Raw genomic sequence first — 24487 nt, 5'->3', positions numbered from 1 at the left:
CAGTGTAAACAAAAAAACGGCTGGACACTGTCCAGCCGTTTTTGGGTAGCGAGAAACCCCGCCGCCTTTACTGCGATTACTGCTGTTGTTGCTGTTGCTGCTGCGAAGCGGCGTCGCCAGCGCCCGGCGCTTGCGGTGCAGCGGCCGGCACGTCGCCTTCCTCAGCCTTGGCGGCCTTGATCGACAGACGCATGCGACCCTTCTCGTCGGTGCTCAGCAGCTTCACGCGGACAGCCTGGCCTTCCTTCACGTAGTCGGAGACCTGGTTCACGCGCTCGTTGGCGATTTCCGAGATGTGCAGCAGACCGTCCTTGCCCGGCAGGATGTTCACGATCGCGCCGAAGTCCAGCAGCTTGAGCACGGTGCCGTTGTAGATCTTGCCCACTTCGGCTTCGGCCGTGATGCCTTCGATACGACGCTTGGCTTCCGCCATGCCTTCCGACGACGTCGACGCGATAGTGATCGTGCCGTCTTCCTGAATGTCGATCGTGCAACCGGTTTCCTTGGTCAGCGCCTGGATGGTCGAGCCACCCTTGCCGATCACGTCGCGGATCTTCTCCGGATTGATCTTGACCGTGATCATGCGCGGAGCGTGTTCCGACAACTCGGCACGGGCGCCGCCCATGGCAGCCTGCATCTTGCCCAGGATATGCAGACGGCCTTCCTTGGCTTGCGCCAGCGCGACCTGCATGATTTCCTTGGTGATGCCCTGCACCTTGATGTCCATCTGCAGCGCGGTGATACCAGCGTCGGTACCCGCCACCTTGAAGTCCATGTCACCCAGGTGATCTTCGTCACCCAGGATGTCGGTCAGCACGGCGAACTTGTTGTCTTCCAGGATCAGGCCCATGGCCACACCGGCAACGTGCGCCTTGAGGGGCACGCCAGCGTCCATCAGTGCCAGCGAACCGCCGCAAACGGAAGCCATCGACGACGAACCGTTCGACTCGGTGATTTCCGACACCAGACGGATCGTGTAACCGAATTCGTCAGCGGCCGGCAGCACCGGAATCAGTGCGCGCTTAGCAAGGCGGCCGTGGCCGATTTCGCGGCGCTTGGGGCTGCCCACGCGGCCGGTTTCGCCCGTAGCGAACGGCGGCATGTTGTAGTGGAGCATGAAGCGATCACGGTACTCGCCTTGCAGCGCGTCGATGATCTGCTCGTCGCTCTTGGTGCCCAGAGCGGCCACCACCAGCGCTTGCGTTTCACCACGCGTGAACAGGGCCGAGCCGTGCGCACGCGGCAGCACCGACGAGCGGATCTCGATCGGACGCACCGTGCGGGTGTCGCGGCCGTCGATACGCGGTTCGCCGTTCAGGATCTGGCCGCGCACGATCTTCGATTCGAGCTCGAACAGGATGTTGTCGACTTCCACGCCGTCGGCTTCCACACCGGCTTCGGCCAGCTTGGCCGCGACCGACTTGTAGACTTCCTTCAGCTTCTGGCTGCGGGCCGACTTCTGGCGCAGTTGGTAAGCAGCTTGCAGATCGGCCAGGCCCAGTTCGGACACCTTGGCAGTCAGCACTTCGTTCTTCGGCGCGGCTTGCCAATCCCACTCCGGCTTGCCGCCTTCGCGCACCAGGTCGTGGATCGCGTTAATGGCGATCTGCATTTGCTCGTGGCCGTACACCACGGCGCCCAGCATGATTTCTTCCGACAGCTGGTTGGCTTCGGATTCAACCATCAGCACAGCACGCTCGGTACCGGCCACGATCAGGTCCATCTCCGAATGCGCCAGTTGTGCGCGGTTCGGGTTCAGCAGGTACTGGCCATCCTTGTAACCCACGCGGGCAGCGCCCACCGGGCCGTTGAACGGCAGACCCGACACAGCCAGTGCAGCCGAAGCAGCCACCAGCGCCGGGATGTCAGCCGGCACTTCCGGGTTGATCGACAGCACGTGCACGACGACCTGGACTTCGTTGTAGAAGCCTTCCGGGAACAGCGGACGCAGCGGACGATCGATCAGGCGCGAGGTCAGCGTTTCGTTTTCCGACGGACGGCCTTCACGCTTGAAGAAGCCACCCGGGATCTTGCCGGCAGCGTAGGTCTTCTCGAGGTAGTCGACAGTCAGCGGGAAAAAGTCTTGACCCGGCTTCGGGTTCTTGGCGCCCACCACGGTGGCGAGCACAACGGTGTCTTCCATGTCGAGCAGCACGGCGCCGCTCGCTTGACGGGCGATCTCACCCGTTTCCATGCGGACCTTATGGCCGCCCCATTGGAATTCTTTGACGATCTTGTTGAACATGGTCATAGCATCTCCTGTTCGGTATTCGCGGCGCTCACGCTTCAGACGCGATTTCATCGCGCCACGACAAACACGTTCCGGAAGACGGTGCGGTTGCAGAGGTGTGTTTTATGCCATTCCAGCGCAGCACTGGTATGCAACGCCGCGCTGGAATGACACAAGACTCTGCTTCCTGCCGCCCCCGGTCCCTGGCAGCCGCTTCATCGACTGAAACCGCCGGCTGCCATCACTTGCCGGTTGCCCGGCGCAGCCGCAAACGCAGCCGCCAAAAACAAAATGCCTGCATCAGCACGCTGACGCAGGCACTTATTCATCACGCGCGGTGCGTGAGACCCACCATTACTTACGCAGACCCAGCTTGGCAACCAGCGCGGTGTAACGGTCAGCGTCCTTACCCTTGAGGTAGTCCAGCAGACGACGGCGACGGCTCACCATCTTGAGCAGACCGCGACGGCTGTGGTGGTCCTTCATGTGCGCCTTGAAGTGCGGCTGCAGTTCGTTGATGCGGGCCGTCAGCAGTGCAACTTGCACTTCCGGGCTACCCGTATCGTTGGCGCTGCGGCCGTTATCCTTGACGATTTCTTGCTTGTTGATGTTAGCAACGGACATTTCGATTCCTTTGACTTGCGGACACTGCAGCGCTTCGCTTTTCGCTTAACTTGTCGCCGCTGGTGCCGTGTTGAACAATAATCTTGCCGCCCCATTCCGAACCCGGCCCGGACAGCAAGACCGCGATTATAGCCTAAACCCTCGGCCGGACGACAGTGGCATGACAGGACGGGTCAGTAGCGCGTCATCTTGCACGTCGTCGGCAAGGCCGTTTGCGCCGCTGGAATCACTTTCAGCGTCCGAAAACCATAGCCAGAACCCTCGATATCGAACGGCGTGCCCGGTGTGCCTGCCCGCTCCATCTGCGTCACGACCAGTGGCTGGATGGCCTGGTGATCCTCCGCGCGCAGCGTGATGCGGTGAAAACCGTTGTCCAGCGATGCGCCTTCCAGCGCACGTGCCACGGCGCCTGCCTCGGTCGTACCGGCACGCTCGATGGCGGCGACCAGCATGTCGATCATCATCTGGTCCCGGAGCACCGGATAGTCATCTGCTGGCGCCGGATAGCGGGAGCGGAAAGCCTTGTATACGGCATCAGATTTGGCGCCGCCAAGATTCGGGTGCCACTCCGCCACCGCCACCACACGGCCAACGCCCGCCTCGCCCATCGCCGCCGGCGCACCCAGCGAATTGCCATAGAACGTGAAGAAGCGCGCCTTCAGCCCCGCATCGCGCGCGGCCTTGACCAGCAGCGTCAGATCATTGCCCCAGTTGCCGGTAACGACCGTATCCGCGCCCGAGGCCGCGATACGCGCGATGTACGGCGCAAAATCCTTCACCTTGCCGATCGGATGCAGCACCTCGCCAACGATGGCCACATCCGGCCGCTTCTCGCCCAACTGCTGGCGCGCCGATTGCGCCACCTGGCGACCGAACGTGTAGTCCTGCCCAATCAGATAGACCTTCTTGACCGACTTATCAGATCGGATCACCTCGGTCAGCGCATGCATGCGCATATCGGCCGAGGCATCAAAGCGGAAATGCCAGAAGCTGCAGGCTTCGTTGGTCAACGCCGGATCGACCGCGGCATAGTTCAGGTACAGCACGCGCGACTCCGGATGACGCTCGTTGTAGCGTGAAATCGACGTCGACAACGCAGCCGCAGCTGCAGAACTGTTGCCCTGCAGAACGAAGCGAATTCCCGAATCGGTTGCCGCCTGCAATTGCAGCAAGGATTCATCGACCGTGTTCTTGCTATCCAGGCGCACCAACGCAAGCGGATGACGCCCATCAGGCAGCCTCACACCGCCGCGCGCATTCACCCCTTCGATGGCAAAGCGCAGATTGCGATCCACGGCCTCCCCCGCGTTGGCAAACGCGCCGGACAAGCCTTCGATCAATGCCAGCCGGATCGGCGCAGCCTCGGGTTGCGCGACGGCGGTGCCGCACAACCCAACGGCCGCCAACGCGGCCACAAACAAACGAAACATCATGGCAACTCCCCGTGAAGCGCGGATGGTAAAGCGCCCCACTACGCCGACACAAGCGGCCAGGCAGCATAACGCCCTACACTGAAGGCACTCAGGAGAACCATCGTGGACACCCGCCGAACTTGGCAGCGCACCGCGTTGCTCGCCATGGCGCTGGCGTTGATGAGCGCATGTACCGTGCTCGCCCCTATCCAGACGGGCGAAGCATTGATCGGCCAGCCGGCCTCCGCCCTAGAAGCGCGTTTTGGCAAACCACCCGAGCAATACCCTCGCGCTGACGGCGGCACGCGCTGGCTGTATCCGACGCAACCGTATGGGCAATTCACCTACGCCGCAGACTTGGACGCGAGCGGCAAGCTCGTCTCGTTCCGGCAGATTCTGACGACGATGGATTTTGCGCAGATCCGCGTTGACGCCTCAACGCAGAAGGACGTGCTGCAGACATTCGGCAAGCCTGAGGAGACCACCTATTTCCGCTTGATGGATCGGCAGGTGTGGTCCTACCGCTTCAAGCACGAGGGCGTGTGGCCCTCGCTGATGAATTTCTATTTCGACCGCGACGGCGTCGTTCGGCTCACGCAGGTCAGCCCCGACCCGATGTACGACCACGATCACGATTCCAACCGCTAAGCCGCCGTCGAGCACTGCAACGGCAACATCCACGCGAGGCGCATCACCTGGCGTGGATGTTCGGGTCGGCGATGTCGTGGATCACACAGACATCGCACTCAAAGACGGTCGGCATGGTGCACGCTCCTGACGTGCCCGGTGCCGCCGCACCCGCTTCGCGTTCCGGTGGATAACCGGGTGCGCGCTCAGTGGTAATCGTGTTGGGGTCTGGGCTGACTCCTGCGTGTGTTCGTTGAAACCCGCGATCAGATCTGCGGGTTGAGCTTTTCGCTGCTCTTGTCCTGCAGCTTGTTCAGTGCAGCCAGGTAAGCCTTGGCGGATGCAGCAACGATGTCCGGATCGGTGCCCACGCCATTGACGATCCGGCCCGACTTGGACAGACGCACCGTCACTTCACCCTGCGCCTGCGTGCCGGTCGTGATCGCGTTGACCGAGTACAGCAGTTGCTCTGCACCGCTGGCGACCTTGCTTTCGATGGCGTTGAGCGTGGCATCGACCGGGCCGTTGCCCTCCGCCTCGCCCGTCACTTCCTTGCCATCGGCCACGAAGACGATGCGTGCGTGCGGACGCTCGCCCGTTTCCGAGCGCTGCGCCAACGACACGAAGCGGAAGTGCTCGCCTTCGCTGTGCTGCGCTTCGTTGGAGACGATGGCAACGATGTCCTCATCGAAGATCTCGGCCTTCTGATCGGCCAGTTCCTTGAAGCGCGTGAAGGCGGCGTTCAGCTCGGCTTCGGAGTCCAGCTCGATACCCAGTTCCTGCAGGCGCTGCTTGAATGCGTTGCGGCCCGAGAGCTTGCCCAGGACGATCTTGTTGGCCGTCCAGCCCACGTCTTCGGCACGCATGATTTCGTAGGTGTCACGCGCCTTGAGCACGCCATCCTGGTGGATGCCCGAAGCGTGCGCGAAGGCATTTGCGCCCACCACAGCCTTGTTCGGCTGCACCACGAAACCGGTGATCTGCGAGACCAGCTTGGAGGCCGGCACGATCTGCGAGGTATCGACACCAACATCGAGGTTGAAGTAGTCGCGACGCGTCTTGACGGCCATCACCACCTCTTCGAGGCTGGTGTTGCCGGCACGCTCGCCAAGACCGTTGATCGTGCATTCGACCTGGCGCGCACCACCCAACTGGACCGCGGTCAGCGAGTTGGCAACGGCCATGCCCAGATCGTCATGGCAATGCACCGACCAGATCGCCTTGTCCGAATTCGGAATGCGCTCACGCACCGAGCGGATCAGCGCGGCATAGCCTTCCGGCACCGCGTAGCCCACCGTATCGGGCAGGTTGATGGTCGTCGCGCCTTCCTCGATCACGCCTTCCAGCACACGGCACAGGAAGTCCATGTCGGAACGGCTGCCGTCTTCCGGCGAGAACTCGATGTCATCCGTAAACTGGCGTGCAAAGCGCACTGCCAGGCGCGCCTGCTCGTACACCTGATCTGGCGACATGCGCAGCTTTTTTTCCATGTGCAGCGCCGACGTGGCGATGAACGTGTGGATACGGAACTGGCCGGCCGGCTTGAGCGCCTCGGCAGCGCGGGAGATGTCGCGATCATTCGCACGGGCCAGCGAGCAAATCCGCGAATCCTTGACCGACTGGGCAATCGCGCGGATCGCCTCAAAATCACCATTGGAGCTAGCCGCGAAGCCAGCTTCGATCACGTCCACCTTGAGCCGTTCGAGCTGCTTGGCAATGCGGATCTTCTCTTCCTTGGTCATCGACGCACCGGGGGACTGCTCGCCGTCGCGCAAGGTGGTATCGAAAATGATGAGTTTGTCGCTCATGGCGGTTCCTTGGTGGGGGTGACGTTTTTGACGTCGGTCTTAGTGGTGTCTCGAATGTTTTTTGCGGCGCAGAATGCAAAACGCCCCGGCGTGCATGGTTGCAGGCCGGGGCGCTGTGAATTCTGGTTCGCGAAAACTTGGCGGTTTCTGCTTGCCTTGTCTTGCGATTTCCTATGCGCGTGTCCCGACCTGACGACCTAGTAGGCCATCAATCGAGACTAGCGTAATCAGAATGGAAATCGGGCGCGAAAGCATGCGAACGACTATAGACGAATTCAAAAATTGACGCAAGCGCACAATGGTGCAGCGCATCGGTCACTCGTGCGCTTCGTCTGCTCCCTGCTTCGGCAACTTTGGACTGCCCTGCTGTCCTTGCAGCGTGCGCCAGCCCCAGAGCAGATAGCCCGACACTGCGTAACCGACAAACAGGCCGAACAGCGCCACAGGCGGGTCGCTCGATATGACTACGAACAGCACAAGCACCAGCACCATCACGCCGAACGGCACGCGATGCCGCACGTCGAGCGCCTTGCCGCTGTAGAACGGTGCGTTCGATACCATCGAGAGCCCTGCGTATAGCGTCAGCCCAAAGGCTACCCACGGCATCCACAACTCTTTCACCGGCAGCTTGTTGTCGATCGCCAGCCAGACAAAGCCGGCGATCAGCGCGGCGGCGGCCGGGCTAGGCATGCCCTGGAAGAAGCGCTTGTCGACCACGCCAATGTTGGTGTTGAAGCGCGCCAAGCGCAGCGCGGCACCGGCACAGTAGACGAAGGCCGCGAGCCAGCCCCACTTGCCCAGGTCTCGCAGAATCCACTCGTACATCACCAGCGCTGGCGCGACACCGAACGACACCATGTCCGACAGCGAGTCGTACTGCTCACCAAACGCGCTTTGCGTGTTGGTAATACGCGCGACGCGGCCATCCATACCATCGAGCACCATCGCCGCGAAAATCGCGATGGCGGCCGTCTCGAAGTTCAGGTTCATCGCCTGCACGATCGCGAAGAAGCCCGCAAACAGCGCGGCTGTCGTGAACGCATTAGGCAGCAGATAAATGCCGCGGCGGCGCGGGCGGACGACGTCAAGATCGTCGTCATCCGGGCGCGGCTGGTTGTGGCGTAGCGGACGCAGGTGCGTCACGTTGCTATTGGTGAAGCGCTTCTTGCGCCGATTGAACGCGGGCATGGAGGCCTCCGGATCAGTCCAGTTCGGCGAGCACCGTGAGCGTGGCAGACACCTTCTCGCCGATCGTCACGCGTGGGCGCGCCGTCAGCGGCAGGTACACGTCAACGCGCGAGCCAAAGCGAATGAAACCATAGCGCTGACCGCGCGCAAGTGTCTCCCCTGCCTTGGTATAGCAAAGGATGCGGCGGGCGATCAAGCCGGCCACCTGCACCGAGGTGACGAGTTGGCCATCAGGGCGACGCAGCACCACGGCGTTGCGCTCGTTCTCGAGCGAAGCCTTGTCCAGATCGGCATTGACGAACTTGCCCGGGAAGTACTGCACCTTCTGCACCGTGCCGTCGACCGGCGCGCGGTTCGAGTGCACGTTGAAGACGTTCATGAACACGCTGATCTTCAACGCGTCGCGATCGGCATGCGGGTCGCGCACCTGCTCGACGGCGACGATGCGGCCATCGGCCGGCGAGAGAATCGCGTTGGCCTGCGTCGGCACGGCACGCGCCGGATCACGGAAAAACTGCAGCACAAACAGCGTCAGCACCCAGAACGGCCACGCCCAGCCGAAGCCGGCGGCCATTTGCACAATGAGCGAGACGATGAAAATCCCGCCCAGGTACGGCCAGCCCTCACGGGCGATGATGGGATGCGGATACGTGTTGTTCAAAATCAGACCTCGACAGCGTCTTGAAGGAAATGCGGCATTCTAGCCGACGCGGGGACACGCCAGCACTTGAAACGGCGCCGAATCCCTTCGATTCAGCATAAAAAAAGCCAGCCCGCAGGCTGGCTTTCCTTTCTTTCACGCCCAAGGCGCGATCGATCAGTTCTTAGTTCTTGGACTGGTCGACCAGCTTGTTCTTGGCGATCCACGGCATCATCGCGCGCAGCTTGGCGCCAACTTGCTCGATCTGGTGCTCTTCGGTCAGGCGACGGCGCGAGATCAGCGTCGGTTGGCCAGCCTTGTACTCCAGCAGGAAGCTCTTCGCGTACTCGCCGGTCTGGATGTCCTTCAGGCACTGCTTCATGGCCTTCTTGGTCTCTTCCGTCACGACGCGCGGGCCGGTGACGTACTCGCCGTATTCGGCGTTGTTCGAGATCGAGTAGTTCATGTTGGCGATGCCGCCTTCGTAGATCAGATCGACGATGAGCTTCAGCTCGTGCAGGCACTCGAAGTACGCCATTTCCGGAGCGTAGCCGGCTTCCACCAGCGTCTCGAAGCCAGCCTTGATCAGCTCGACCGTACCGCCGCACAGCACGGCTTGTTCGCCGAACAGGTCCGTTTCGGTTTCTTCGCGGAAGTTGGTCTCGATAATGCCGGCGCGGCCGCCACCGTTGGCGGTGGCGTACGACAGAGCGATGTCACGCGCAGCGCCCGACTTGTCTTGGTGCACGGCGATCAGGTGCGGCACGCCGCCACCTTGGCTGTACGTACCACGTACGGTGTGGCCCGGCGCCTTCGGGGCGATCATGATGACGTCCAGGTCCGCACGCGGAATCACGGCACCGTAGTGCACGTTGAAGCCGTGGGCGAAAGCCAGTGCGGCGCCTTGCTTGATGTTGTTGTGCACTTCGTTCTTGTACACGTCGGCGATCTGCTCGTCCGGCAGCAGAATCATGACCACGTCGGCTTCTTTCACAGCCTCGGCCACTTCCTTGACTTGCAGGCCGGCGTTGACGGCCTTGTTCCACGACGCGCCACCCTTGCGCAGGCCGACCGTCACCTTCACGCCCGAGTCGTTCAGGTTCAGGGCGTGGGCGTGGCCTTGCGAGCCGTAGCCGATGATGGTGACGTTCTTGCCCTTGATCAGGGAGAGGTCGGCGTCCTTGTCGTAAAACACTTTCATGGTGATGTCCTAATGTTCAAATACTTCAATATCGATGGGGTCCGGCCGCAGTCACACGCTGGTGCAAGCGCCGGTTCAAACCTTCAGAATGCGCTCGCCGCGGCCGATGCCCGAGCCGCCCGTACGGACGGTCTCCAGAATGGCAGTGCGATCGATGGCATCGAGAAACGCGTCAAGCTTGCTGCCGTTGCCGGTCAGCTCGATCGTGTAGGTCTTCTCGGTCACGTCGATGACGCGGCCGCGGAAGATGTCCGCCGTACGCTTCATCTCCTCGCGCTCCTTGCCGACTGCGCGCACCTTCACGAGCATCAACTCGCGCTCGATGTGCGCGCCTTCGGTCAGGTCGACGACCTTGACGACTTCCACCAGGCGGTTCAGGTGCTTGGTGATCTGCTCGATGATGTCGTCCGAACCGGTCGTGACGATCGTCATGCGCGACAGCGAGGCGTCTTCGGTCGGGGCGACCGTCAGCGTCTCGATGTTGTAGCCGCGCGCCGAGAACAAACCCACCACGCGCGACAACGCGCCGGCTTCGTTTTCCAGCAGGACGGAAATGATGTGACGCATTACAGGTCCTCCGCGCCGAGCAGCATTTCAGAGATGCCCTTGCCTGCCTGGACCATCGGCCAGACGTTTTCGGTCGGGTCGGTCTGGAAGTCGAGGAACACGGTGCGATCCTTGAGTCGGAAGGCTTCGCGCAGCGCAGGTTCGACGTCGGACGTCTTTTCGATGCGCATGCCCACATGGCCATACGCTTCGGCCAGCTTCACGAAGTCGGGCAGCGCCTGCATGTAGGAATGCGAGTAACGGTTGTCGTACTCGATTTCCTGCCACTGGCGGACCATGCCCAGATAGCCATTGTTGAGCGAGCAGATCTTCACCGGGGTGTCGTACTGCAGGCAGGTCGACAGTTCCTGGATGCACATCTGGATCGAGCCTTCACCGGTGATGGTGACGACTTCCTTGTCCGGGAACGCCTTCTTGATGCCCATCGCGTACGGCAGGCCCACGCCCATCGTGCCCAGGCCACCGGAGTTGATCCAGCGACGCGGCTCGTTGAACTTGTAGAACTGCGCAGCCCACATCTGGTGCTGGCCGACGTCGGAGCAGACGAAGGCATCGCCGTTGGTCAGTTCCCAGATCTTCTCGACCACGTACTGCGGCTTGATGATCTCGGAGGTGCGGTCGTACTTCAGGCAGTCGACGCTACGCCATTGCTCGATCTGTTCCCACCACTTAGCCAGCGCCGTCTTGTTCGGCTTGGCTTCGCCCGACTGGATCTGGCTGATCATCTCCTGCAGCACGTCCTTGACGTTGCCGACGATGGGGATGTCGACCTTCACCCGCTTGGAGATGGACGACGGATCGATATCGATGTGGATGATCTTGCGCGGCTGCGACGTGAAGTGCGCCGGGCTGCCGATCACGCGATCATCAAAGCGCGCGCCGATGGCGATCAGCACGTCGCAGTTCTGCATCGCCATGTTGGCTTCGTACGTGCCGTGCATGCCCAGCATGCCCACGAACTGCTTGCTGGTGCCGGGGAATGCGCCCAGGCCCATCAGCGTGTTCGTGACGGGGTAACCCGTCAGCGCAGCCAACTGGCGTAGCTCTTCGCTGGCCTCGGCCAGCACCACGCCGCCACCCGAATAGATGTACGGACGTTCAGCCTGCAGCAACAGGCTCACGGCCTTGCGGATCTGGCCGGAGTGCCCCTTGTTGACCGGGTTGTACGAGCGCATCTCGATGGTCTTCGGATACTCGTACTTGCACATCTCGCGCGAGACATCCTTGGGGATGTCCACCACCACCGGGCCGGGACGGCCGGTCGCGGCAATGTAGAACGCCTTCTTGATGGTCGAAGCGAGATTGCGCACGTCCTTGACCAGGAAGTTGTGCTTGACGATCGGTCGGGTGATGCCGACGGTGTCGCATTCCTGGAAGGCGTCCTGGCCGATGGCGTGCGTCGGCACGTTGCCGGTGATGATCACCATCGGGATCGAATCCAGGTAGGCGGTGGCGATGCCGGTCACGGCATTGGTCACGCCCGGGCCGGATGTCACCAGGGCGACACCGACCTTGCCCGTGGCACGCGCATAGCCGTCAGCCGCATGGACTGCCGCCTGTTCATGGCGCACCAGGATGTGTTCGATCTTGTTTTGCTTGTAGAACGCGTCGTAGATATAGAGCACCGCGCCGCCGGGGTAACCCCAGACGAACTCGACGCCCTCTGCCGCGAGCGCATTGACGAGGATGTCAGACCCCATCATGTCGGCAGATGAACCGCTATTGGCGTGGGAAAATTCCGCGCTTGGCATATTCATGTCAGTCCTTTGCAATTTTCGGCAAAAAATTGTTTGGATGCTCTCTACCGGGCTTGTGGCGCGGATTTGAGCGGTGCGCGTCTGCATGGATGGTCCGCCTGATGGGCGGCCAGATGAGACAAACCACAGATGTTGTGAACCGACGATGATACTGCAATGCCGCATGGCGGTCCAGCGGCGGCAAGATTCGCCACACAAGGCGGTCCGCCAGACAGTCGGACTGTCCGTGGACCTGCATTTTTGCTAGCATCGCAACATTTTTGACGGCTCAGGCCGTCGTTGCTGCGAGGCGCAATGTTCACATCGCATCACTTGATGACAATGTGAAATTTCGCCAGACCGCCCCACAGGATTCGCACCCGCCGTTGTATGGCCTCTGAACAGGAACTGTCGGCCTTCCTCATAAGCGTCGAAAAACGCGCCTTCAAGCAGGCAGCATTCGCGGTCCGCGATGATGACGCCGCGCTCGACATCGTGCAGGACGCGATGATCAAGCTGGCCGAAAAGTACGGCGACAAGCCCGAGGCCGAACTGCCCCTGCTGTTCCAGCGCATACTGCAGAACACGATCCACGACTGGTTCCGTCGCTCCAAGGTACGTAACACGTGGGTCAGCCTGTTCTCCAGCTTTCGCACGGACGCAGAGGGCGACGATACCGACCCGCTGGAGCTGATCGAAAGTGAAGCTGGCTCCACAGCAGCAGAAAGCAGCGCTGACAAGGTCGAGCGTTCGCAAATGTTGGAAATTCTGGAACGCGAAATCGAGAAGCTCCCCACACGTCAACGGGAAGCCTTTCTGATGCGTTACTGGGAAGACATGGATGTTGCCGAAACCGCCCAGGCGATGGGCTGTTCCGAGGGGAGCGTGAAAACGCACTGCTCGCGGGCAACGCACGCCCTGGCCCAAGCGCTGAGGGCGCGAGGGATCCGACTATGAACAAGGTAGAACTTCGAGAACGCCGCTTTGCGCACGCCGTCCGCACCGCTCTGAACGAGTCGGCAGGACAGTTGCCGCCCGACGTACGTGACCGCCTCTCCGCGGCACGTCGGACGGCACTTGCACACAAAAAAGCGGAAGCGCCGAGCACGGTGCGCTCGCCCGCCCTGGTCATGCCGGGTGTGGGTCAGGTGTCCTTCGACCTGGAAGACGACGCTGCGTCGCCGCTGCACCGTATCGGCATGTTCCTGCGTCGCCTCGGTCTGCTGTGGCCGACCATCGCACTGGTCGCAGGGCTTGCCGGTATCTATCAGTGGCAACAACAGCAACGCGTGGACGAACTCGCCGAGGTGGACGCCGCCATGCTGCTAGACGACCTGCCGCTGGCTGCCTACGCCGATCAAGGCTTCCATCAGTATCTCGATAAACGCGATCAGCAGTGAAAGGCTGATCGATGAGCAACTTCCACCGCACCCACGGCCAACCACCGCGAGGCGAACGGACCTTGCGCCTGCGCGTTGCCTTGATCTCGTTGATCGGCGCGGTAGGTCTGTCCGCCGGATTGGCCATCGCACAAGCGCCTGCTGCATGGGCAACGGCCACCGCTTCGGACGCCAGCGCCAGCGCACAGTTGGCACTGCCGACGCCGCCGGCCACCAATCCGCAGCCCTCCATCCATCCGAACTGGTCTGAGTTGACCGTGGTGCAGCAGCGCATCCTGGCGCCGTTCGCGCCGGAATGGAACAGCATGCCCGAGCTGGCCCGCAAGAAGTGGCTGCAGATTGCCCAGGCCTATCCGAAGTACACGCCGGCACAGCAGCAGCGCCTGCAGACACGCATGGCGGACTGGGTCAAGCTGACGCCGGAACAGCGGCACCGAGCCCGCGAGAATTTCCAGACCACCAAGTCGGTTCCCGTCCAAAAGAAGAGCGAAGCCTGGCAGCGCTATCAGCAGCTACCCGACGAGCAGAAAAAAGAGCTTGCTGCGGCAGCCAAGGCACAGAAGCGTCCGTCAGCCGTCACCGCATTGCCTGGCAGCACGAGCTTGGCCAAGGATGCAGCCAAGGCGCTGCATCACGGTGCGCGCACCAAGCCGGGCACGACCAAGTCGGCTCCGAATCCGCTGGCGCCGGCTAAGCCGACCGCAACGGCCGCGGCGTCTGCACCCGCAGCAACCACGCCCGCTGCCTCAGCAACGGCTCCAGCACCGGCAAATGCGCCGGTCACGCCTGCACACCCGGTGGCTCCCGCCAACAGCCCGGACGGCGATTCGGGCAATCCGCCTCCGTCGACCGTACTGGGCGGCGGCTAAGCCCGGCATTCCCTTTGGCATAATCCGATCACGCGCCGCGCACACGTTGTGCCGGCGCACGATCGATTACGTCCTGCCTGCGCTTAACCGGTTCGATGGCCACTACCGCTTCTCCCACTTCGCCTGTCACGGCACCTGATCCGCTTGCCGCTCCCACGCTGCGCCGCCGCCTGGCTGCGATGCTCTACGAGGGCCTGCTGCTGTTCGGCGTAATGTTTGGCGCGACGGCCATCTTTCTGCTGCTGCGCGCGATCATTCCTCCGCTGGCGCGCACGGGCGATATCGGCCTGCAGGTCTGGGGCTTTCTTGCGCTGGGGCTGTACTTCGTGGGCTTCTGGCGCAAGCGCGGTCAAACGCTCGCCATGCAGACCTGGCGCATGCGCGTCGTCAATGCAGACGGCTCGCCCATCTCGCTTGGCCGTGCCATTGCGCGCTATACGCTGGCCTGGATCTGGGTGGTTGTGGCGGTCGGCATCATCCATGTGAGTGGGGTTTCCCGTTGGACTGGTGCTGGTGTCGCATTGGCCTGTGTGTTGGCCTGGGGCGCGCTGGCGTGGCTGGACCCGCAACGCCAGTTCCTGCATGACCGCCTGGCCGGCACGCGGCTGGTGCGCGCCTGATTCCATCCCTGGCGACGGCACACCATGACGCGCGCCGATCTGCCCGCCTCCCCCACGCCGCTGGCCTCGCTGACGGCAGCCAACGCACGGCGCATTGCGGTCGTGCTGCAGTGTGCAGCGACACTGGCGGTCGCGTGGGCCGCTCATCACTGGGGTGCGTTGCGTTGGCCAGGCACGGCTGCCGTTGCCGCAGCGGCCCTGGTCCTCGGTTATCTCATCTCGGTTGGCTGGGCATTTCTCATTGCATCCACGAGTCTCGGCACAGCCATTCCGGATGACCCGGTGTGGGATCGCATGCCCGTACCGCGCGAGCAGCGCATCGGCGTGGCGGGTTTTATCGCGTGCTGGTTGCGCGAATGCGCATCGGTGGCATGGATGTTTAACGTGCTGCAACCGTTTCGCGCACAGGCAGTGTTCGATGCTGCAGCGGGTGGCGGCACGCGCGTGCCAGTGCTGATGATCCACGGCTACGGCTGCAACCGCGCGGTGTGGCTGCCAATGCAGAAGCACTTGGCGGCTGCGGGCCACCCGACCGAAGCGATTGACCTGATGCCGCTGCTGGGCGACATCGACGACTACGCGCAAGACATCGCCGCCGTTGTCGCGCGCATGACGCACACGTACGGCCGCGCGCCGGTCCTGCTCTGCCACAGCATGGGCGGACTCGCTGCGCGTGCGTTGCTGCGGCAATCGGCGCAAGCCTGCCCGGTTGCGCATGTCATCACGCTGGGCACGCCACATCGAGGCACAGCGATGGCGCGCAGCGGGCGCGGGCGCAACGTGCGCCAGATGGCTTGGGCGAGCGCATGGCTGCGCCAGCTTGCGGCATCCGAAACGCCGGCCGTGCGGGCGCGTATCACGTCGGTCTTCTCATGGCACGACTCCATCGTCGGGCCTGCCGGCGCGTCCTGGCTGGAGGGCGCAAGGCATGTGCCGCTCTCCGGCATCGGCCATGTGTCGCTGCTATGCGACGCGCGCGTGCGCAATGCGGTGCTGACAGAGCTGGCGCGCATCGAAGGCACGCTGCGGCTCCCATCTGCTTGAAACGCATGCGGGGCGCAGGTCTCCGGCGCCCGCTTTGATGTTCTACGGCAATCACGTCATGTGACGGTCATGTTTCTGACACGGCTTATTCACGCAGCGGTGGCGAAATCCGTCCAACGCAGCCTCTGTTGCCGACATGGTCCTGCCAAACTCGCCAAGCCGTCCTGGTTTCCTCCGCCGCCTCGCGCAACGCTTTCGCGCTGCCCCTCTCACCGGTTCCGACTGGAACGCACCACCGCCTCTGATGCAAATGGCCGCCGGACTTGCTGCCGCCGGCGCGCTGGGTTCCGCCCTGCCGGCCGGCCGCGGTGATGTGCGAGACCACGAAGCCCCTGTCGCCACCCCGATCCCTGCCCTGGCACCCGACCAACTGGCCGACAAGGACGCTGACCCGCCCGCCGAAAAAGTCCACCGCTATCGCACGATCTGGCTGTCGGACATCCATCTCGGTACGCCGGGCTGCCAGGCAGACTATCTGCTCGACTTCCTCAAGCACCACGAATCCGACACGCTGTACCTCGTTGGCGACATCGTCGACGGCTGGCAGCTGCGCAAGGGCTGGTACTGGCCGCAGGCCCACAACGATGTGGTGCAGAAGGTGCTGCGCCGCGCGCGCAAGGGCACCCGCGTGGTGTTCATCCCAGGCAATCACGACGAGATGGCGCGCCAGTTCCACGGCCTGAACTTCGGCGACATCGAAGTCGCTGAAGATGCGGTGCACGTCACGGCCGACGGCCGCCGCCTGTGGGTCGTGCACGGGGATCTGTTCGACGGTGTGATGCAGCACGCGCGCTGGCTCGCCTACGTGGGCGACTCGCTCTACACCTTCATCCTGGCGATGAACCGGCACTTCAACCGCATCCGCGTGAAGCTTGGGTTCCCGTACTGGTCGCTGTCGCAGTACCTCAAGCATCAGGTCAAGAACGCGGTCAACTTCATTAACTCGTTCGAACGTGTGATGACCGACGAAGCGCGCCGCCGCGGCTGCGACGGCGTGGTCTGCGGACACATCCACAAGGCCGAGATCCGCGAGATCGACGGCCAGCTCTATTGCAACGACGGCGACTGGGTGGAAAGCCTCTCCGCCCTGGTCGAAACCATGGAAGGCGAACTGCAGATCGTCTACTGGACGCATCTGCTCGATGCACCACCCACTTCCCGCCGCGCGCGCCGCGCCGCTGCGGCTGCCGCCTGATGGAAACCCACATGACGAACACCAACATCGACCTCGTACAGCCCGCCGCCGCTCAATCGACACCCGCCACCCGCCAAGGAGAGCCCGTGAAAGTCATGATCGTCACCGATGCCTGGGAACCGCAGGTCAACGGCGTCGTCCGCACCCTCACCCAGACTCGCCGCGAGCTCGAAGCCATGGGCCACATCGTCGACATGATCACGCCGCTGGAATTCAAGACGGTGCCGTGCCCGACGTATCCGGAGATCCGCCTGTCGATCCTGCCGGCCAAGCGCGTGCGCGAGCGCATCGAGAAGTTCGCCCCGCAGGCGCTGCATATCGCCACCGAAGGCCCGCTGGGCTTGGCTGCACGCGCCTATGCACTGCGCCACAAGCTGCCCTATACGACGGCGTACCACACGCGCTTTCCGGAGTATGTGCAGGCACGCTTCGGCATTCCGCTGGCGTGGACGTATCGCTTCCTGCGCTGGTTCCACAGCCCGGCGCAAGCCGTAATGGCACCGACGCCCGTGGTGCTGAAGGACCTCGCTGACTACGGCATCACCAACGGCGTACTGTGGACGCGCGGTGTGGATCTGGATGTCTTCACCGCGCAGCGCGGCAACGTGCTCAACACGGCGCACCCGATCTTCCTGTACGTCGGCCGCGTAGCCGTGGAGAAGAACGTGGAAGCGTTTCTGGAGCTGGACCTGCCCGGCTCCAAGTGGGTGGTGGGCGAAGGCCCGGCGCTGTCCGGCCTGAAGGCGAAGTATCCGAACGCCAACTACCTGGGTGTGCTCAAGCAGCCGGAGCTGGCCAAGGTGTACGCCTCGGCTGACGTGTTCGTTTTCCCGAGCCGTACGGATACGTTTGGCCTGGTGTTGCTCGAAGCGCTGGCCAGTGGCTTGCCGGTGGCGGCGTATCCGGTGACGGGCCCAATCGACGTGCTGGGCGACTCGCCTGCCGGCGCACTGCGTGAAGACCTGCGCGAGGCCTGCCTGGAAGCGCTGCGCATCGACCGCGCTACGGCACGCGCGCATGCCGAGAAATTCTCGTGGCGCGCGGCCTCCGAGCAGTTCCTGGCACACCTGCGTCCGATGCCCGCCGTACAATCTGGCGATGCAAAGACCGCTCAACCCTCGACTGCCACGGGCGCTTAAGCCTTGCGTTCAATGAAGCCGACCACGCCGCCAGAGCGTCCAGCTCCGCCGCCCGCGGCGGGCGCCTATTCGCCGGCCGATAACCCCCACAAGGGCAACCGGGGCATCACGCGGGCCTGGTTTGCGCTCAAGAACTCCATCAGCGGCATCCGCTTCGCCATCGACGAGGAAAGCGCGTTCCGCCAGGAACTGACGCTGTGCGCGATCCTGCTGCCATGCGCGTTCGTCATCCCCGCCACGGTGGTGGAACGCATCCTGATGCTCGGCACGCTGGTGCTGGTGCTGATCGTCGAGTTGCTCAATTCGAGCGTGGAAGCGGCAGTCGACCGCATCTCGTTGGAGCAGCATGGGTTGTCCAAGCGCGCCAAGGATTTCGGCAGCGCCGCCGTCATGCTGGCCCTGCTGCTGTGCGTGGGAACATGGGTGGCGATCGCCTGGCCGTGGGTAGCATCGCTGTTGCGCTAAGGGCTTACCCGCGCACACACGGAGATAACGTTTGGCAATGCCTGCCCCACTGCATGTGGGGAGTCGTTGCACAAGCACGATCTTTTATAATCCGGGCACACACACGCCACGGAGACAGGGCCACCGGCCTTGGCAGTTCAATGGAAACCAAGCAGCATTCCACCGGCCCACGCCGCACGCGCGATCGCATTCTTGAAGTATCGCTGCGCCTGTTCAACGAGCTGGGCGAACCCAACGTCACCACCACGACGATTGCCGAAGAGCTGGAGATCAGCCCCGGCAACCTGTACTACCACTTCCGCAACAAAGACGACATCATCAATTCGATCTTCGTGCAGTTCGAGCAGGAGATCGCGCGTCGCCTGAAGCTGCCAGATGACCACAAGGCCACACTGGACGAGACTTGGGGTTATCTGCAGTACATGTCGGAGTTCCTGTGGAACTACCGCTTCCTGTACCGCGACATCAACGACCTGCTGGCACGCAACCGCATGCTGGAGTTGAACTTCAAGCGCATCGTCGAGCAGAAGCGGCACTTCGCCATGGACATCTGCCACCAGTTCATCGAAGACGGCGAAATGGAAGCCACGCCAGTCCAAATCGATGCGATCTGCACCAACATTGTGGTGATCGCCACCTACTGGCTGTCGTTCCAGTTCGTGCAGCACCCGCGTCAGTACAACGACCAGAACGCGATCCGCGACCATCTGCACGGTGCGAGTTACCACATCCTGTCGATCCTCGCGCCTTACCTGCGCGGCAAGCCGCGGCGGGCATTCGACTTGCTCGCGGTCAGCCGCAGCAACGATCCGCCGATCGGCGCACCAGGCGCTTCCAGCCCCACTACCCCTGCCAAATGAAATCGATCTGCGTCTATTGCGGTTCCAGCCCGGGCGAGCGCCCGGACTACAAGGCCGGCGCCATTGCGCTGGGCAATGAGATGGTCAAGCGCGGCCTCACGCTCGTCTACGGCGGCGGCAACGTCGGCCTGATGGGCATCGTGGCCGATGCGGTGCTGCACGGCGGCAACCCGGTCATCGGCATCATCCCGAAATCGCTGGTGCGCAAGGAGGTTGGCCACAAGGAGCTGACTGAGCTGCACATCGTCGACAGCATGCACCAGCGCAAGCAGATGATGGCCGACCGTGCCGATGCCTTCATCGCCATGCCCGGCGGCGTGGGTACCTACGAAGAGTTGTTCGAGACCTTCACGTGGCTGCAGCTCGGCTATCACAACAAGCCGATCGGCCTGCTGAACGTGGCGGGCTTCTACGACAAGCTGCTGGCCTTCATCGACCATGCCGTACAAGAGGGCTTCCTCAAGCGCCATCACGCAGACTTGCTGCACGTGAGCCAGGACCCGGCCGAGCTGATCGACATGCTGGCCCGCGCACCGCGCGAAACGGTCGACAAGTGGTCGGAACGCCGCGAGCGCACGTAACACGTAAGGCCATCATGCAAGACACCCTGCTGAAGATGGCGTTGTACGTGTCGCTGGTGCTGATCGTGCCGGGGCCGACCAATACGCTGCTGCTGTCGTCCGGCCTCAAAGTTGGCGTGCGCCGGACCAGCCCGCTCATTGCAGCGGAAGCACTCGGCTACGTGGTCGGCATTGCGCTCTGGGGATTCTTCCTCAGCACAGTGTCGGCCAAACAGCCCTGGCTACCAATGGCCGTCAAGCTGGTGAGCTCGGTCTACATCCTCTTTCTGGCCGCCAAAATCTGGCGACAGAGCGGCGCGCTGCAGCACGTGACCGCCAGCCCCGTGAGCCTGCGCGACATGTTCCTCACCACGGTGATGAACCCGAAAGCGCTGTTGTTTGCGAGCACGCTGTTTCCGCTGGAAGCGTTCCGGTCCGCCAGCTCCTTTGCGTGGACGATCGGCGTGTTTTTGGTCGTGCTCGTGCCGATTGCGATCGGCTGGTCCTACCTGGGCGTGCTGCTGACGGCGCGGCGAACATGGGCGCCCCACACGCCTGTGCTGCTGCGCGGGGCCTCGCTCGTGCTGCTGATGTTTTCCGGCACGCTCATGTATTCGGTGCTCGGCCACTAAGCTGCCCGCTAGAACGACGAGCCTGGCTGCGCAAGAAACGCCACCTCTTCCGGCGTGGACGCGCGCCCAAGCGCTGCATTGCGATGGGGAAAGCGCCCAAAGCGCGCGATGATCTCGCGGTGCTTCTCCGCCCAGATGAGCGAATCGGCATCGCCCTCCTGATCACGCAGGCGCGTGTAGAGACGAATCGACTCGTCCTGCATGGCCAACGCCTCGCTGTGCTCGAACGGCAGATAGCAGAACACGCGGTGACGGCGCGTCGGCAGTTTGGCGTCCCAGCCGGCTGCCACGACGATCTGCGCGGTGTGCAATGCTGCAGCGTCACTGGCAAAGGCGCGCGCGGTATTGCGAAACATGTTGCGCGAGAACTGATCGAGCACCACGATGCGCGCGATCGCCTCCTGCGGCGTGTCCATCCACGTATCCGCGCTGCCCACGGCAAGCGCTTCCCATAGCGGCAGGAAGCGTGCGCGAATCTCTGCATCAAACACGTCGGACTTGGTGAACCACTCCGGCCGCGCGTCGACCAGCGACGCATTGCCAAACCAGAACACGAGTACGTCGTCCGCGGTGGGCAAACCGATCATCGGGGTCTCCTCGCGTGCTCTTATGTCTTGCGTTAGCGCGGCACTTCAGCGCGGCACATTGCGCATCCAGTCGGCGGTCTGCCAGAAGGCTTGCATGAGGCGCATCTGCAGGGCTTCATCCAGGCCGACGTCTTGCATTGCGTGCGCCATGCAGCGCATCCATTGATCACGCTCCTGCGTGCCGATCTCGAACGGCAGATGGCGCGCGCGCAAGCGCGGATGGCCAAAACGCTCGATGTAGTGGTTCGGGCCACCGAGCCAGCCGCACAGGAACCAGAACAGCTTGTCGCGCGCGCTATCCAGGCTCGGCGGGTGCACCCCGCGCAGCACGGCAAACTCGGGCTCGAGGTCCATCAGGTCATAGAAGCGGTCAACGAGTTCACGCACGCGCGCCTCGCCACCAATCAGGTCAAAAGCCAGAGTCTCCTGGCCGGAAGTTGCGTCAGTCATACAGCGTCAATCACATCAAAATCAAAATAGCCATCAAGCATCCCGCAGCGTCGCCATGGCCGGGCGGCGCAGCACGTCGCGCAAACCCAGCCAGCCACCGGCAAAGGCGCACAGCATGCCGCCCACGATGCCCACCGGCAAGATCGCCGGGTTGAATCGATACGGAAAGTCGAACACATGCGCCGACAGCACCCAGCCGATGGCGATGGCGCCCACGCCCGCCATCAATCCGGCCAGGCCACCCACGATCAGCACCTCGGCGTATTGCGTCTGGCGCACGATGCCGGAGCCCGCGCCCAGCGCGCGCAGCACGCCAGCGTCGCGCAGGCGCTCGTCGCGTGAGCCGGACAGCGCGGCATACAGCACCAGCACGCCCGCCGCCAGCGTGAAGACGAACAGGAACTCGACCGCCACCGTCACTTGGTCGAGCACGCCCTGCACCTGCTGCAGGATCAGCTCGGTATCCACCACCGTCAGGTTCGGAAACTCGCGCACCAGCCTGGACGGCAGATCGGCCTGTCCTGCCGGAATGCGAAACGCCGTCACGTAGGTCTGCGGCATGTCGTGCAGCGCCGCGGGCGGCAGGATCACGAAGAAGTTCACGCGCATCGAACTCCAGTCGAGCTTGCGCAAGGATGTGATGGGCGCATCCACCGTCTGCCCGGCAACGTCGAAACGCAGCACGTCGCCCAGGTGCAGATTCAGCGTCTTGGCGATGCCCTCCTCCACCGACGCCTCGGGCTTCTGCCCGCCAAACCACTGGCCGGCGATGATGCGGTTCTCCGGCGGCCGTTCGGTCGCGTAAGACAGGTTGAACTCGCGCTCGACGAGGTTGCGTGCGCGGGATTCGGCATAGGTCTCACGGCCGATGGTCTGACCATTCACCTGCGTCAAGCGCCCGCGCACCATCGGGTAGAGCTTGGGATCGGCCACGCCGGCACGGGCCAGCGCTTGCGACACCGCCTCCATCTGATCCGGCTGGATGTTGATGATGAAGCGGTTGGGCGCATCGGCCGGCGTGGCGTTGTGCCACGAGCGGATCAGGTCATTGCGCGTCATGGCGAGCAACAGCAAGGCCATCAACCCGACAGCCAAGGCAACGGTCTGCAGCACGCTCACGCCGCGACGGCGCTCCAGCACGGCCAGCGCAAAACGCCAGCCGACGCCCAGCGCACGACCGCGCCCGAGCGACACGGCCAGCGCGCGCAGCCCGCCGGCCGCCAGCAACGCAAAAACCAGAATGGCGCCGGCAAACCCGCCCGCCGTCAGCGCCCCCAGTTTCACATCGCGCGCCGACACCACCAGCAACGCAAAGAATGCGGCCGCCCCCAGCGCATAGCCCACCCATGCCGCGATGGCGCGCTCATCCACGTCACGCCGCAGTACACGCAGCGGTGGCACGCGCACCAGGCTCAGCAGCGGTGGTACAGCAAAGCCGACCAGCAGCACCAGTCCTGCCGTCACCCCCACCACAGCCGGCCACACAGACGGCGCCGGCAACGAGACCGTCACCAGATCCCCCAACGACGCCAGCAGCAACCAGTGCGCGCCATAGCCCAGCGTCACACCCACCAGCGAACCCAGCACGCCGATCAGCAGAAACTCCAGCGCAAACGTCCCGAGAATCTGCCCCTGCCGCAGCCCGAGGCATTTGATGATGGCCACCGCATCGGTATGCCGTGCGGTGTAACGGCGCGCCGCCATGGTGATTGCCACGGCCGCGATCATCGCTGCAAGCAAGGCGACCAGCGAGAGGAAGCGCTCGGCACGATCCAGTGTTTCGCGCATCTGCGGCTGGCCATTCTGCAGAGACTCGATGCGCACGCCGCGCACCTGACGCGTCTTCAGTTCGTTTTCGGTCCAGTTGCGGAAGGCAGTGGTGGCGGCATCGGGCCCCGCTACCAGCAGGCGATACGTGACGCGGCTGCCGTAGGTGACGAGGCCCGTGGACGCCAGATCGGCCATCGGCAGCATCACGCGCGGGGCAAAGTTCATGAAACCGGCACCGCGATCCAGCTCCTGCGTGATGACGTGGGCGATCTTGAAGGTGCGCGTGCCCAGGCGAATGGCATCGCCCACACGCAGGCCCAGTGCTTCGAGCAACGGTGCATCGACCCACACCGTGCCCGCAGAAGGAATGGCGCGGATAGGCGCACCAACGGTATCGCGCCCATCGCCGCTCACCTTGAGCGTGCCGCGCAGCGGGTATCCCGCATCCACCGCCTTGATGGCCGCCAGTTGCGATGCCGGCTCGCCGGATGACCCGTTGGTGAGCGTGCTGGCCATACTGGGGAAGGTGGCGGTGTGCGTCACTTCCAGGCCGCCGGCGCGCGCATGCGCCTCGATGTCGGCAGGCAGCGGCTGATCGGATACCACGAGGACATCTGCGCCGATCAACTGGCGCGCATCGCGCTCCAGGCCGGCATGCATACGGTCGGCCAGAAAGCTGACCGACGCCAGCGCAGCCACGGCCAGCACCAGCGCAACAAGCAGCAGGTTCAGCTCACCAGCGCGCCAATCGCGGCGCAGCATGCGCAGGGCTTGGGTCCAGACAGAAAAACGTGACATGGGCGGAACATGGAGAGGGCGCACATCGTCATTGATCGCGCAAACCCCGCCATGTTCGCACGACT

At 63.3% G+C, this 24487-nt stretch carries 24 protein-coding genes; 12 read left to right on the top strand and 12 right to left on the bottom strand.

Annotated elements, in window-relative coordinates:
• Window positions 1–76: 76 nt before the first annotated feature.
• The 3 genes from pnp to F7R11_RS07910 form a co-directional block, all read right to left on the bottom strand.
• Complete coding sequence (gene pnp, locus F7R11_RS07920; protein WP_064802472.1) at window positions 77–2251, bottom strand: polyribonucleotide nucleotidyltransferase; 2175 nt, start codon at window positions 2249–2251, stop codon at window positions 77–79.
• A gap of 333 nt (window positions 2252–2584) precedes the next feature.
• A complete protein-coding gene (gene rpsO, locus F7R11_RS07915; RefSeq protein ID WP_021194996.1) occupies window positions 2585–2854 on the bottom strand; it encodes a 30S ribosomal protein S15 in 270 nt (89 codons plus the stop codon).
• Between the two features lie 173 nt (window positions 2855–3027).
• Window positions 3028–4284 (bottom strand): branched-chain amino acid ABC transporter substrate-binding protein, encoded by a 1257-nt coding sequence (locus F7R11_RS07910; RefSeq protein WP_064806235.1) that lies wholly within the window; start codon window positions 4282–4284, stop codon window positions 3028–3030.
• Window positions 4285–4431: 147 nt separating this feature from the next.
• On the opposite strand from F7R11_RS07910, the gene F7R11_RS07905 reads away from it, so the two are divergent.
• A complete protein-coding gene (locus F7R11_RS07905; protein WP_082932871.1) occupies window positions 4432–4914 on the top strand; it encodes a hypothetical protein in 483 nt (160 codons plus the stop codon).
• A 245-nt stretch (window positions 4915–5159) separates the two neighbouring features.
• Here F7R11_RS07905 and F7R11_RS07900 read toward each other — a convergent pair whose 3' ends face one another.
• The 6 genes from F7R11_RS07900 to F7R11_RS07875 all read right to left on the bottom strand — a co-directional run bounded on the left by F7R11_RS07900 (window position 5160) and on the right by F7R11_RS07875 (window position 12054).
• Window positions 5160–6701 (bottom strand): 2-isopropylmalate synthase, encoded by a 1542-nt coding sequence (locus tag F7R11_RS07900; protein ID WP_064802470.1) that lies wholly within the window; start codon window positions 6699–6701, stop codon window positions 5160–5162.
• A gap of 315 nt (window positions 6702–7016) precedes the next feature.
• Window positions 7017–7889, bottom strand: a complete 873-nt coding sequence (gene pssA, locus F7R11_RS07895; RefSeq protein ID WP_064802468.1) for a CDP-diacylglycerol--serine O-phosphatidyltransferase — start codon at window positions 7887–7889, stop codon at window positions 7017–7019.
• Window positions 7890–7902: 13 nt separating this feature from the next.
• Complete coding sequence (locus tag F7R11_RS07890; protein ID WP_021195001.1) at window positions 7903–8550, bottom strand: phosphatidylserine decarboxylase; 648 nt, start codon at window positions 8548–8550, stop codon at window positions 7903–7905.
• 163 nt (window positions 8551–8713) lie between these two features.
• The gene (gene ilvC, locus F7R11_RS07885) at window positions 8714–9730 is read right to left on the bottom strand and encodes a ketol-acid reductoisomerase (protein ID WP_064802466.1); all 1017 of its coding nucleotides are present in this window, start codon (window positions 9728–9730) and stop codon (window positions 8714–8716) included.
• A gap of 75 nt (window positions 9731–9805) precedes the next feature.
• On the bottom strand, window positions 9806–10297 hold the full coding sequence (gene ilvN / locus F7R11_RS07880) for an acetolactate synthase small subunit (protein WP_021195003.1): 492 nt from the start codon (window positions 10295–10297) through the stop codon (window positions 9806–9808).
• The gene (locus F7R11_RS07875) at window positions 10297–12054 is read right to left on the bottom strand and encodes an acetolactate synthase 3 catalytic subunit (protein WP_064802465.1); all 1758 of its coding nucleotides are present in this window, start codon (window positions 12052–12054) and stop codon (window positions 10297–10299) included. Before F7R11_RS07875 ends, ilvN begins: the two co-directional genes overlap by 1 nt.
• 369 nt (window positions 12055–12423) lie before the next feature.
• Here F7R11_RS07875 and F7R11_RS07870 point away from each other — a divergent pair, with 369 nt between their 5' ends.
• The 11 genes from F7R11_RS07870 (at window position 12424) to F7R11_RS07820 (ending at window position 20817) form a co-directional block, all read left to right on the top strand.
• Entirely contained in the window at window positions 12424–12990 is a 567-nt protein-coding gene (locus F7R11_RS07870; protein WP_064802463.1) for an RNA polymerase sigma factor, read from the top strand.
• Complete coding sequence (locus F7R11_RS07865; protein WP_021195006.1) at window positions 12987–13433, top strand: DUF3619 family protein; 447 nt, start codon at window positions 12987–12989, stop codon at window positions 13431–13433. The genes F7R11_RS07870 and F7R11_RS07865 overlap by 4 nt, the downstream gene beginning before the upstream one ends.
• Window positions 13434–13444: 11 nt before the next feature.
• Window positions 13445–14302 (top strand): DUF3106 domain-containing protein, encoded by an 858-nt coding sequence (locus F7R11_RS07860; RefSeq protein WP_064802461.1) that lies wholly within the window; start codon window positions 13445–13447, stop codon window positions 14300–14302.
• Between the two features lie 95 nt (window positions 14303–14397).
• Window positions 14398–14922, top strand: a complete 525-nt coding sequence (locus F7R11_RS07855; RefSeq protein WP_064802459.1) for an RDD family protein — start codon at window positions 14398–14400, stop codon at window positions 14920–14922.
• 24 nt (window positions 14923–14946) lie between these two features.
• Window positions 14947–15966 (top strand): esterase/lipase family protein, encoded by a 1020-nt coding sequence (locus F7R11_RS07850; protein ID WP_064802456.1) that lies wholly within the window; start codon window positions 14947–14949, stop codon window positions 15964–15966.
• A gap of 244 nt (window positions 15967–16210) precedes the next feature.
• Window positions 16211–17161, top strand: coding sequence for a UDP-2,3-diacylglucosamine diphosphatase (locus F7R11_RS07845; RefSeq protein WP_031329386.1), 951 nt, complete (start codon window positions 16211–16213; stop codon window positions 17159–17161).
• A gap of 95 nt (window positions 17162–17256) precedes the next feature.
• A complete protein-coding gene (locus tag F7R11_RS07840) occupies window positions 17257–18300 on the top strand; it encodes a glycosyltransferase family 4 protein (protein WP_031329387.1) in 1044 nt (347 codons plus the stop codon).
• Between the two features lie 12 nt (window positions 18301–18312).
• Window positions 18313–18765 carry a diacylglycerol kinase gene (locus F7R11_RS07835; protein ID WP_048932823.1) on the top strand — a complete coding sequence of 151 codons (453 nt, stop codon included), beginning with the start codon at window positions 18313–18315 and terminating at the stop codon, window positions 18763–18765.
• A 140-nt stretch (window positions 18766–18905) separates the two neighbouring features.
• Window positions 18906–19625 (top strand): TetR/AcrR family transcriptional regulator, encoded by a 720-nt coding sequence (locus F7R11_RS07830; protein WP_064802454.1) that lies wholly within the window; start codon window positions 18906–18908, stop codon window positions 19623–19625.
• Entirely contained in the window at window positions 19622–20206 is a 585-nt protein-coding gene (locus F7R11_RS07825; RefSeq protein WP_064802452.1) for an LOG family protein, read from the top strand. The genes F7R11_RS07830 and F7R11_RS07825 overlap by 4 nt, the downstream gene beginning before the upstream one ends.
• Before the next feature lie 14 nt (window positions 20207–20220).
• A complete protein-coding gene (locus F7R11_RS07820) occupies window positions 20221–20817 on the top strand; it encodes a LysE family translocator (RefSeq protein WP_064802450.1) in 597 nt (198 codons plus the stop codon).
• 8 nt (window positions 20818–20825) lie between these two features.
• On the opposite strand, the gene F7R11_RS07815 is transcribed toward F7R11_RS07820, so the two are convergent.
• From F7R11_RS07815 to F7R11_RS07805, 3 genes are read right to left on the bottom strand one after another with little or no spacing between them, the layout of a single operon-like run.
• Window positions 20826–21404: a DUF924 family protein gene (locus F7R11_RS07815; protein ID WP_064802448.1), complete on the bottom strand. Its 579-nt coding sequence runs from the start codon at window positions 21402–21404 to the stop codon at window positions 20826–20828.
• A gap of 45 nt (window positions 21405–21449) precedes the next feature.
• The gene (locus tag F7R11_RS07810; RefSeq protein ID WP_064802446.1) at window positions 21450–21854 is read right to left on the bottom strand and encodes a group II truncated hemoglobin; all 405 of its coding nucleotides are present in this window, start codon (window positions 21852–21854) and stop codon (window positions 21450–21452) included.
• 33 nt (window positions 21855–21887) lie between these two features.
• Window positions 21888–24422: an ABC transporter permease gene (locus F7R11_RS07805; RefSeq protein WP_064802444.1), complete on the bottom strand. Its 2535-nt coding sequence runs from the start codon at window positions 24420–24422 to the stop codon at window positions 21888–21890.
• Window positions 24423–24487: the final 65 nt, after the last annotated feature.

The organism is Ralstonia insidiosa (assembly GCF_008801405.1).
GTDB lineage: Bacteria > Pseudomonadota > Gammaproteobacteria > Burkholderiales > Burkholderiaceae > Ralstonia > Ralstonia insidiosa.
Note: the sequence above shows the minus strand (reverse complement) of the source record. Positions and strands in the feature narration are given on the sequence as shown.